Source organism: Cyanobacteria bacterium GSL.Bin1 (assembly GCA_009909085.1).
In the GTDB taxonomy this organism is placed as follows: domain Bacteria; phylum Cyanobacteriota; class Cyanobacteriia; order Cyanobacteriales; family Rubidibacteraceae; genus Halothece.
Map to the genome: position 1 here is coordinate 1 of JAAANX010000205.1, position 10,815 is coordinate 10,815.

Annotated in this window: 10 protein-coding genes; 7 read left to right on the top strand and 3 right to left on the bottom strand. The window is 43.6% G+C overall.

All coding sequences use genetic code 11. The features are described 5' to 3' along the window. Window positions 1-684: 684 nt before the first annotated feature. Window positions 685-978, top strand: coding sequence for a DNA polymerase subunit beta (locus GVY04_23415; protein ID NBD18970.1), 294 nt, complete (start codon window positions 685-687; stop codon window positions 976-978). After that, complete coding sequence (locus tag GVY04_23420) at window positions 975-1,310, top strand: DUF86 domain-containing protein (protein ID NBD18971.1); 336 nt, start codon at window positions 975-977, stop codon at window positions 1,308-1,310. Before GVY04_23415 ends, GVY04_23420 begins: the two co-directional genes overlap by 4 nt. Before the next feature lie 149 nt (window positions 1,311-1,459). Here the strand turns inward: GVY04_23420 and GVY04_23425 are convergent, their stop codons facing one another. Then, on the bottom strand, window positions 1,460-2,785 hold the full coding sequence (locus tag GVY04_23425; GenBank protein ID NBD18972.1) for a high-affinity nickel-transporter: 1,326 nt from the start codon (window positions 2,783-2,785) through the stop codon (window positions 1,460-1,462). Window positions 2,786-2,969: 184 nt separating this feature from the next. Here GVY04_23425 and GVY04_23430 point away from each other — a divergent pair, with 184 nt between their 5' ends. The 4 genes from GVY04_23430 to GVY04_23445 all read left to right on the top strand — a co-directional run bounded on the left by GVY04_23430 (window position 2,970) and on the right by GVY04_23445 (window position 7,605). After that, window positions 2,970-4,352: a M24 family metallopeptidase gene (locus GVY04_23430; GenBank protein NBD18973.1), complete on the top strand. Its 1,383-nt coding sequence runs from the start codon at window positions 2,970-2,972 to the stop codon at window positions 4,350-4,352. A 184-nt stretch (window positions 4,353-4,536) separates the two neighbouring features. Then, a complete protein-coding gene (gene purE, locus GVY04_23435) occupies window positions 4,537-5,064 on the top strand; it encodes a 5-(carboxyamino)imidazole ribonucleotide mutase (protein ID NBD18974.1) in 528 nt (175 codons plus the stop codon). Between the two features lie 196 nt (window positions 5,065-5,260). Further along, entirely contained in the window at window positions 5,261-6,535 is a 1,275-nt protein-coding gene (locus tag GVY04_23440) for a betaine/proline/choline family ABC transporter ATP-binding protein (protein NBD18975.1), read from the top strand. A gap of 134 nt (window positions 6,536-6,669) precedes the next feature. Further along, window positions 6,670-7,605 (top strand): ABC transporter permease subunit, encoded by a 936-nt coding sequence (locus tag GVY04_23445; protein NBD18976.1) that lies wholly within the window; start codon window positions 6,670-6,672, stop codon window positions 7,603-7,605. Between the two features lie 144 nt (window positions 7,606-7,749). Here the strand turns inward: GVY04_23445 and GVY04_23450 are convergent, their stop codons facing one another. Both GVY04_23450 and GVY04_23455 read right to left on the bottom strand, forming a co-directional pair. Further along, the gene (locus GVY04_23450) at window positions 7,750-8,919 is read right to left on the bottom strand and encodes a PDZ domain-containing protein (protein ID NBD18977.1); all 1,170 of its coding nucleotides are present in this window, start codon (window positions 8,917-8,919) and stop codon (window positions 7,750-7,752) included. Window positions 8,920-8,961: 42 nt separating this feature from the next. Further along, window positions 8,962-9,312, bottom strand: coding sequence for a phage holin family protein (locus GVY04_23455; GenBank protein ID NBD18978.1), 351 nt, complete (start codon window positions 9,310-9,312; stop codon window positions 8,962-8,964). A gap of 289 nt (window positions 9,313-9,601) precedes the next feature. On the opposite strand from GVY04_23455, the gene GVY04_23460 reads away from it, so the two are divergent. Then, window positions 9,602-10,815 (top strand): FAD-dependent oxidoreductase (locus tag GVY04_23460; protein ID NBD18979.1); only part of this gene is annotated, 1,214 nt, incomplete at its 3' end.

Sequence of the window (10,815 nt, forward strand, 5' to 3'; positions counted from 1 at the left end):
CAGTGATAAATAAAGTATAACACAAATAGATCAGGCTTCGTTCTAAGTTCGCTCTCATCCCCCATCTACTTCGTTAAGATGGGGGAATTCTCGCTCACGTCGTTAAATAAGCGTATAAACTGCATTTCCTGTAATAATGATTCCCTATGACTCAATTAATTTGACGACCCCGGAATGACACAATAAACATGGAATGCCCAACAGTATATCAATCATGCCTCTTTTTTGCTTGACATTATTTTTAATGATAGTGACCAACGATTAGTTTGTTTGGTGATGGGACAACGGTTGCTGCAAGATGTATCGGACTATCCCATCAAGAAAAGCGTCTCTATCGCAATAGTGGCGAATGGAATCTTGTAGACTTTCAAGATATTCATCATCCTAGACAATAGGGAACAAGTTTTTCTCAGGAGAATAGCGCTGAGGGGCAAAATCTTTCAAACTAAGTTCTCCCAGGCAATAGTGATAAAGATCGCACTCAGCAAAAAGCGCAATTATGTTGGCTGTCGTCTCAGTTTATAGGAATATTTTGTGCTGCGATCGCGCTGGTCATAGCAAGTTTTTTATGCCTTAAATCCATCCCTTGCTCAAACGATAAAATATTAACAAATATCAATAAAAACTAAGTTAAATTTTAATTCAAACCTTTCTGATCAGCCAAGTAGGAAGATAAAACAACCAATGGTCACCCTTGACAATTTGCTCCAACAACGAGAAAAAATTCTAACTGTTGCTCAACGTCATGGAGCATTCAATGTTCGCGTTTTCGGTTCCGTCGCGCGGGGAGAAGCTAGAGATCGTAGCGATGTAGATTTTTTGGTTGATTATGATCGTTCGAGTCGGTCATCCTGGTTTCCAATGGGGCTCATCGAAGATTTGGAAGCATTGCTGGGAGTTCGGGTAGATGTAGTCACAGAAAAGAGTTTAAAATCCCGTTTGCGAGATCGGATTCTACAAGAAGCAAAACCTTTATGAGACGAGACTCGGAACGACTACAGGACATTTGGGATGCCATTGATCGCATTCAAAGTCGATTTGATCTTGATCGGATTGAGGATGATGAGATGCTTCAGGTTTGGGTGTTGTATCACTTGCAAATTATTGGCGAAGCTGCCCGCGCCCTTTCTTCTGAAATAATGCAAAACCATTCTCAGGTTCCTTGGTCAAAAATTGTCGGTTTGCGTAATCGCGTTGTGCATGAGTATTTTGATATTGATCTTGATATTGTCATTGATATCGTTACTTACGATTTACCTGAATTGAAGGAGCAAATCAAAGGGATTCTTAATCATTACAGTGACAGTTAATATGACTGAAAAAAGGGATTTATTGGCTTGCTCAAAGTACCAAATTAACACGAATAGATAATTCAGCAGTCAAACTTAGTTCACTATTGCTAACTTCACATTGCTTTACTTGGATTCCTCGATATAGCAATTCTGAACAGGGAATCAACTTAAATCAGCGTTAAAACCGCATTTCCGGTAATACCCAGTCCTACCAAGGTTATCGCGATCGCGCCGAGAAGAGGCAATTTTTGCAGCCCGAACTGCGCTTGGGGAAATTTTTGGAATTGTTGTTTGCCGTAAATAAATAATGCGCCTAAACCAATTAAAGTCACGGCTAAGCCCACACTAAAGACTAAAACTAACATTAAGCCATAGCCAATTTGTCCCAGCGCGATCGTACTTAATAATAAAACTAAAGCGGCGGGACAAGGAACCAACCCGCCGGAGATGCCTAAAGCCAAAATCTCTCGCCAAGAGGCAATATTAACGTCATGATGATGGTGATGGTGATGGTGATGATGAGAGTGATGATCAGAAACGTCGTGAGAATGGTCGTGGTGATGATGATGATGATGTTTAGTTCGGTGCCACCGTTGGGGAATTAAACGGAAGCCAATGGTGAAAATCACTACTCCTGAAACTAAACTCAACCAAGGGGATAATTGTTCCGGTAAGATGTATTGCGATGCGAACCAAGCAATTAAACCGAATCCAAAAACACCAATGGTGTGAGTAATCGTAGTGGTCAAGCCTAACATGACGGCTTGTTGGAATGTGGCTTTTGTTCCCACTAAATACGCACTAATCATGGTTTTACCATGTCCAGGAGAAAGGGCATGAAATCCTCCCCAAATCAGTGCCCCAAAAATAGCAATTAGCCCTCCTTGCGCCCCTTCTAAAAAAGGGATGGGAAGCCCATTATTTTGAAAATTGAGAGAAAGCGCCAGCTGTTTATTCGTCGCATTAAAAATATGGGTTTTGACCTGATCTTGCCAGCGAATGGTCGCCAGACAGTGTGCCGTGGGTAAACCAGGTAAACCCATGCCTAAATTGGTGGGGAAGAGATTATATTCAATCTTAAGGGTTTCTAGCGGTTGCCTCCAGCGATAATTAAGGGTCAGTGTCGTATGAGTCTCGCTTGTAATTTGTGAACTGGGTGGAATCACGAGCGTTGAATTAGGCGTAACTGTCAGCGTTCCTAAGCGATTATTCTGATTTAATAGTTGAACGCGATCGCGCAAAAAAGTCTCTAGATTACTTTGATTGTCTTTGACTTCTTGCGCTTCAATTTTGCCGTTTTCATTATCATCAGCAAATCGAATAAAATCAATCGGTAACGTAAATTGAACCACCGCTTTTTCTGCAGAGACGTCAATTTCTGCTAATGATAAATCATTAATATGGGCAACCGTTCGTGTTGCAAAAACGCCAGATAGCAGTAGCGTTAGACAAAATCCAAGGCATCCTAGCATTAACCACTTTCGTCGTTTCATCTCACAGTGCTGATCCTTATTCCTTTAAAACTTGGGTTAGTCCAATGCGAGTCATTTTCCATTCGAGAAAAATAGAAACTGAGCAATCGCTACACTAGTCAGTAACATACTTATTGGAGCCGATGTTCTTCACAAAATGGCAAGAGTGAATTAAGCGTAACAGAAGGAATACAACTAATAACAAATGATTAACATATTGAATCATAATACTCTAAAGCTGACCTTAAAAGAGCGTCGTCAAAAACTGGCTCAGATCTTTCCCGAGAACGTTTTATTGTGGTCAGGCTGTGCGCCTTCCCGTAATTTTCCTGCTAATACATTTCCGTTTCGCGCCAGCAGTCATTTTCTTTATTTTGCCGGTTTAAATTTAGAAAATGCGGTGATTGCGTTAGACAATGGCAAATTAACCCTCTTCCTGGATAACCCGTCTGCAGAGAGTATTTTGTGGGGAGGAGAAAAGCCGACTCGGGATGACATTGCAGAAACCATTGGGGCAGATCGGGCTTATCCCTTAGCAAAATTAGCCGAAGATCAGGGGGAAGCGGCAACGATCGCGCTGTCTGATCCCACGATTGACCAACAGCAACAAAATTGCTTAAAACGCAAAATCCTACCACCAACACAAGCCGCTGGCAAAGATCGCGCCCTCATGGAAGCGATTATTCAGTTACGCCTCTGTCATGATGAAAGCGCGATCACGCAAATTCGTCAAGCAGCAGGGATTTCTATCCAAGCCCATCAAGCCGGAATGAAAGCAGTGCAACCGGGAAAAACTGAAGCCGAGATTCGTGCTGCAATGGAAAGTGTAATGATTGCCCATAATGTAACCTGTGCTTACGGTAGCATCGTCACCGGACACGGGGAAGTCTTACATAACGAAGACTATTCCCATACCTTACAAGCCGGGGATTTAGTCTTAGCGGATGTCGGTGCAGAAAGCCCGGGCGGTTGGGCATCCGATATTACGCGTACTTTCCCGGTTAGCGGTCGCTTTTCGCCAACTCAACGCGAGATTTACGATTTAGTTTTATCCGCCCATGATGCTTGTATTGCTGCAGTTGCCCCAGGAGTCGAATATAAAGACATTCATTGGCAAGCGGCAACGATCATTGCCGAAGGTTTAGTGGAACTGGGGATTTTACGAGGTAATGTCTCAAATCTACTAGAAACCGATGCCCAAGCCCTATTTTTCCCCCACGGCGTCGGACATTTATTAGGCTTAGATGTTCATGACATGGAAGATTTCGGCGATCTGGCAGGATATGCACCGGGAAGACGGCGCAGTGAGCGTTTTGGTCTAGGAAACTTACGGCTCGATCGCGCCCTCCAACCGGGAATGGCAGTCACGATTGAACCCGGATTTTATCAAGTTCCGGCAATTTTGAATGATCCGCAAACCCGAGAACAATATCAAAACCAGATTAATTGGGAACGGCTGGCACAATTTGCTGATGTCCGTGGCATTCGCATTGAAGATGATGTGCTGGTAACCTCAGAAGGATCGGAAGTTTTAACTGCTGCTTTACCTTGTGAACGCGATCGCGTTGAAAGTTTAACGAATGCTTAAGGCTATGATTTTGTGTTCTCTCTACAAGAAAAATGTGCAGTGATAAAATCAAGAACTGTTACACGGCTGGGGGGTTACTCAAGTCCAGAATTTTTCTGTGATGAAAACTGTACGAAGGGTTGAAGATCAGACAAACTGATCGGGAATCTCTCAACTGATCACTGTTCAATAACGAGTCAGCATTATGTCTAATGAAACGCCATCTGTTGGAATTATTATGGGTAGCGATTCCGATTTGCCGACAATGGAAGGCGCGATCGCGATCTGTGAAGAATTTTCGGTTCCTTACGAAGTGGCGATTGTTTCCGCCCACCGCACCCCAGACCGTATGGTTAACTACGCAAAAACTGCGTCCAATCGTGGCTTAAAAGTGATTATTGCTGGTGCGGGAGGGGCCGCCCATTTACCCGGCATGATCGCCTCTCTTACGGCTTTGCCTGTGATTGGAGTTCCAGTCAGAACCCGTCACTTGCAAGGGGTGGATTCTCTCTATTCCATTGTGCAAATGCCAGGGGGAATTCCGGTGGCAACAGTTGCTATTAATAATGCTAAAAATGCCGGATTATTAGCAATACAAATTCTGGCTGCCTTTGATAGTAATTTGTTAAAGAAAGTTGAGGACTATCGTCAAGAATTAGCAACTTCTGTAATTAATAAACAGACTCGATTAGAAGAAATCGGCTATCAGGAATACCTCAAAGAGTTTAAATGAAGAATAAACCAATAAGAGTCAGTCTAAACAACCAGATAGCCTTACTTCATCTCAATTTGTTACTGCTGTTACCTGGATTAATCATCCCTTTGTTAAGATAGATGTAACGAAAAAAGTAGTTAAATAAGCAGGTAAAAATTTAAACTACCTTACCTATTAGTATAAAACTGACCGCAAGTAAAGGTCAAGCACAGCAATGAATACCGAGCAAAATATGAGTGAAAAAACACAGACTCCTCAAGCTAAAATTCATGTGGAGAATCTCGTTAAAATTTTTGGGGAGAGTCCTCGTGAGGGCTTGAAACTGATGCGAGAAGGTTACAGTAGAGACGATATTCTCGAAAAAACGGGAAATGTTGTTGGCGTCGGCGGTGTTTCCTTTGATATTGAAGAGGGAGAACTCTTTGTCATTATGGGGTTATCGGGATCAGGAAAATCGACTTTGATTCGCTGTCTCAACCGCATCATTGAACCCACCAGCGGTCAAGTCATCATTGATGATGAAGATGTTGCCCATGTCGATCTAGAACGACTGAGAGAAGTTCGACGCACCAAAATGGCAATGGTGTTCCAAAAATTTGCTCTCTTTCCTCACCTCACGGTCGCTGAAAATACAGAATATGGTCTGAAAGTGCGTGGCGTTGACGAACAGCAGCGTCGCCAGAAAGCCATAGAAACCTTGGAAATTGTCGGCTTAGATAAATGGGCCAATCGTTATCCTTCCGAATTAAGTGGCGGTATGCAGCAACGGGTGGGATTAGCGCGGGCGCTGGCAACGGATCCGGATATTCTCTTGATGGACGAAGCCTTCGGTGCGCTTGATCCCCTGATTCGTCGGGATATGCAATCTGAATTAATGCGGCTACAAGATGAACTGCACAAAACGGTTGTCTTTATTTCTCATGATATTCACGAAGCCCTAAAAGTCGGCGATCGCGTTGCTGTGATGAAAGACGGTTACTTTGTGCAAGTGGGCACCCCCGAAGAGTTGGTGACGAATCCTGCCGATGAGTATATCCGAGACTTTATGATGGATGTCAATCGGGCGCAAGTCCTTAAAACGGGTTCGATTACCCGCAAAACCATTCCCTTTATTCTGGGACATGGTTCGGTCCGTTCGGCATTAGAGCAAATGCAACGGCATCAACGAGAGGAAATGTATGTGGTCAATCAAAGCAATTTTCCCATTGGTGTCGTCACAACCAAAGCCTTAACGAAAGCTTTAGAGGAAGGCCAAGAAGATATCAAAGCAGTGATGAAAACTGACTTCCCAAAAGTCCAAGCCAGCACTACCATTGAAGAAGTGGCCCACCTCTGTCAACAAGAATTTCCGCTTGCGATTGTTGATAACCAAGGTCAATTCAAAGGTGTGGTTGAACATTCTGATATTCTTGCTAGCATCGGTCGTATCCAAGATCCGGATGACGACACAGTAGAAAGGGAAAACCAGCCCCAACAGGTGGCGGTTTAAGTGAAGAGTACCCTTTGCCATTAACAGAGGCTTCTTAATTATCAAATCCTTTCTGTTTGGTCCCCCAGACTTTTTTCACTTGGGGGCTTTTCCCTTCCTTACCCAATCAACCAATCCATAACCAACACTTAATCATGTTTGATCCATTTCAAGAGACCATTTGGCCCCTCGGCGATCAAATTGAAGCGATCATTGACTTTATTGTCAATAACTTTCGCTTCATCTTCAACGATTGGATTGGACAACCGGTCGGCGTTGTCTTAAGGGGCATCCAATCCTTTTTCCTTTTTCTGAATCCCCTGGTTTTTCTCGTTGCACTGTTGGGAATTGCCTGGCAAATTGCGAACCGCAACATCGCTATTTTTAGTGTGATTGCGATGACAGTGGTCGGATTAATTGGGGCGTGGGAAGAATCGATGATTACCCTTGCCCTGGTTGCAACAGCAGTTGTTTTTTGTGTGATTATTGGGATTCCACTCGGTATTTGGGCAGCCCGCAGCGATCGCTTTGCCAGTTTAATTCGCCCCATCTTAGACACCATGCAGACGCTTCCGGCATTTGTTTATCTGGTGCCAGTGGTCATGTTATTTGGAACCGGAGAAGTCCCGGGCGTGATTGTCACCTTCATTTTTGCCGTTCCCCCACTAATCCGCTTAACCAATATTGGGATTCGCGGCGTTCCCGAAGACGTAGTCGAAGCAGCACAAGCTTTCGGTTCTACCCCTCGACAAGTTTTATTACAAGTGCAAGTCCCCTTAGCAATGCCCACAATTTTAGCTGGGGTTAACCAATCTTTGATGCTAGCTTTATCAATGGTCGTTATCGCTTCACTGATTGCTGTAGAAGGCTTAGGACAGATGGTAAACCGTGGTATTGGCCGTTTAGATGTTGGCTTAGCCGCAGTTGGCGGGATTGGGATTGTTCTTTTAGCAATTGTGCTCGATCGGATTACCCAAGCCGTGGGCGATACAAAAAAAGGAAGACTCCATTGGAAAAAACGAGGTCCGATTGGTTTTGTTCTGAAATTAGTTAACAAAAAGAAAACGCAAAGAGTGCCTCAACAATCCTAACGACATTGATCGCCCAGTCGGCTGTAGCTGTAACTTTTCAAATTTGATCCCCCTCGAACCGGAGAAGAAGGCACCGAAGGGGCCTGTCTTCATCCTTAGCTCTGGTGATCTTTTGGTCAAAGGGGGAACTGGATCAAGCTAGACTTAGGAAAATTCGTCTAGTTCAGCGGGATAAAGTGATAGGGTTTCGACTCGTTCGCCTCGTCGGACTTCAAAATTGAGTCTTTCCCCAACGTTACTATTTTCTACCATGCGCTGCAACTCTTCGGCACTGGCAATGCGATTCCCTTCAATGGCTGTAATCACATCACCCCGTCGTAAACCGGCGCGTGCTGCTGGCGTATCTGCTTGTACCTGCATCACTAATACCCCTTCCATTTCTGGAATCATGACACCGGCATTGGGGTCGCGATTGATTTCTTGCGCTAACTGGGGAGTAAGGCTAACCATACGAATGCCGATATAAGGGTGAGATACGCCTTTCCCTTCTGCCAGTTTCGGATAAATGGCTTTTGCTTTGTTCACTGGAATGGCAAAGCCAATTCCGTTGGCATCGGCACGAATGGCAGTATTAATACCAATTACTTCCCCCCGATCATTGAGGAGGGGACCGCCAGAATTGCCGGGATTGATCGCTGCATCGGTTTGTAGAAAGTCAAGACGTTTGTCAGGAATTCCCACTTTTGCACTAGGACGGTTCAGCGTACTGATAATCCCCAGGGTTACCGTATTATCTAATCCTAAAGGATTGCCGACTGCAATTGCCCAATCCCCTACTCTCACTTGATCAGAATCCCCTAATGGAACCGTCGGTAAATCTTGCCCTTCGATTTTAATCACTGCCAAATCAGTGACTGAATCGGCCCCTAAGACTCTTCCTTCAAGAGTGCGTCCATCTTTCAAGTTGACACTGACTTGATCGGCTTGATTAACAACATGGGCATTGGTGAGAACAATCCCATTACTATCGACAATAACTCCGGATCCTTGCCCCCGTAAGCGCCTTTCTCTAGATCCATTGGGCAAAAAGTCATCCCCAAAAAAGCGACGGAAGAAGGGGTCATCGGCAAAGGGATTGGTTTGGGTCACGGTTCTTTCCGTATCAATGCGAACGACTGCGCCGCCCACTTTTTCCACTGCCAAACTGACAAAGCGATTCGTAATTTGTTGTGGGCTAGGGCTTTGGGCGATCAACTCATTTTTGGGAACTGTCTCGGCTTGCGAGGGGAGGACTTGATAGCCGCCTCCGCCAATCAAAACGCCGAAAACGAGGACGATCAGATAAGTTAAAAATTTACGTAAGTTGGTTGACATTGCGATAAATTCCTTACTCAATCAAAAAATAGATTGTTTGATTTAATCTAGTTCTCCTTGAAACAATTGGTTTAATAATCCGGCAATGAAGGAGAGGATGATGGAACCAAAGAGGGCAGGGAAAAAACCATCCACAGTAAAGCCAGGAGTTAAGTAGCCAACAATTCCAAACGCGATCGCGTTTAGAACCAGTAAGAATAAGCCGAGGGTCAGAATGGTTAAAGGCAGGGTAAATAGAAATAAAATCGGTTTGACAATCGCATTCACGAAGCCTAATACCGCTGCACCAATGATTGAAGCCGAGACACTATCTACGACTAAACCCGGAACAATTTTGGCAGTAATCAGCAGCGCGATCGCGGTTGCAATCCAAGTAATTAGAAATTGTGGCATAACGTTTCCTCTATGGAGTACCATGCAATCTTAATTTTAGCCCTTCTGTTGGCAATGCTTCGCCTAACGTAGGAAGGATAACTCTGTGCGTGACCATTTCACTCTCTCAAGACGAGGCATTCAATTGCAAGACTCAACTCAAAGCATTACGATGATTCGTAAGTGTTGTTAAATCCAGAATTTAACGAGTTCCATCTCACTTGCTATTTTCAGGGAACCAAAGCAAGGAAAAGTTAAACAATTCAGCCAGCTAACTTCATTTAATATTGACGAACAGGCGATCATAAATATGAATGATACTTACTCAAAAAAGGTCGTGATTGTCGGCGGCGGTCCTGCCGGCTTAGGGACAGCTTTAATGTTAGCCCAAAGAGGCTGGAAAGACATTACTGTAATTGAAAAAAGACCCACTGCAAATTATTATGAACCCGATAAATCTTTTAGTTATCAAATTGATGGGCGCGGACAAAAACTAACTGATTTACTCAATATAACCTCTAAACTTGCTGACTTGAGTGTCCCAAACACTGACTTTTATTTTACGCTGATCAAAAAAGACGGCACTCGCAAAACCAGTAAGCTACCAATTGCTGACCCAGAACGCAAAACTGCTTATTGGTTACCGAGAGCATCCTTTGTGCAATTACTATACGAAGAAATTCAAGAACATTGGCAAGAATCAATTGAAATTTTATTCCAAACAGAATGTTTAGCGATCAAACAACATGAAACTTATTTAGAAGTTGTTACCCAGTCTCAAGATTTAGAACAAGCAACATTTATCCCAACTCTGCTGGTTGGTTGTGATGGTTTAAATTCAATTGTGCGTCAAACCCTTGATCAAATCGATGATCAATCTCATGCCTTTGCAATGCAAAAATTTCCTTCTTCGAGTGCTGGTTTAAAATATAAAGTGCTGATGTTCCCGCCGCAATTTCCTTTATCTGAACAAGAGGGTGATGTTGCAGAATCAACGATGGCTTATGGGATCCGATCTGCCTTTAAAGACCGGAAAAAATCATTTTCTTTAGGATTATTACCTTTAAAAGATTCTAATCAACCCCGAACTGCCAATATTATTCGATATCCTGATCATTATATTTGGCAGCTAGAAACTGAAGAAGAATTGGAAAATTTTTTAAAGGAAGCCTTTCCGCAGTTACCGCTGGATAAAATCATCTCTGCTGAAGAAATGGCTCGATTTCTTTCCAGTAAGGGAGGACAATTTCCCATCCCTCAATATTGTTCAGGATTGTATAAAATCTTAGGCAAACCGGACAATAACCAAGGGACAGCTGTCATTTTATTGGGGGATGCTGTGCATTGTTTTCCGCCTGATATTGGGCAAGGCGTGAATGCTGCCTTAGAAGATAGCTATATCTTCCACGAAATTTTAGAAGAGACGAATGATCATCTATCGCAAGCACTCCCGCGCTATCAAACGCAACGGGAACCCGATGTTAAAGCCTTAATTCGTCTCGTACAAATCAGCTATCCTTGGCA

Coding starts and splice junctions, on each gene's coding strand:
- GVY04_23415 (NBD18970.1), top strand. CDS start 685: ATGGTCACCCTTGACAATTTGCTCCAACAACGAGAAAAAATTCTAACT.
- GVY04_23420 (NBD18971.1), top strand. CDS start 975: ATGAGACGAGACTCGGAACGACTACAGGACATTTGGGATGCCATTGAT.
- GVY04_23425 (NBD18972.1), bottom strand. CDS start 2,785: ATGAAACGACGAAAGTGGTTAATGCTAGGATGCCTTGGATTTTGTCTA.
- GVY04_23430 (NBD18973.1), top strand. CDS start 2,970: ATGATTAACATATTGAATCATAATACTCTAAAGCTGACCTTAAAAGAG.
- purE (NBD18974.1), top strand. CDS start 4,537: ATGTCTAATGAAACGCCATCTGTTGGAATTATTATGGGTAGCGATTCC.
- GVY04_23440 (NBD18975.1), top strand. CDS start 5,261: ATGAATACCGAGCAAAATATGAGTGAAAAAACACAGACTCCTCAAGCT.
- GVY04_23445 (NBD18976.1), top strand. CDS start 6,670: ATGTTTGATCCATTTCAAGAGACCATTTGGCCCCTCGGCGATCAAATT.
- GVY04_23450 (NBD18977.1), bottom strand. CDS start 8,919: ATGTCAACCAACTTACGTAAATTTTTAACTTATCTGATCGTCCTCGTT.
- GVY04_23455 (NBD18978.1), bottom strand. CDS start 9,312: ATGCCACAATTTCTAATTACTTGGATTGCAACCGCGATCGCGCTGCTG.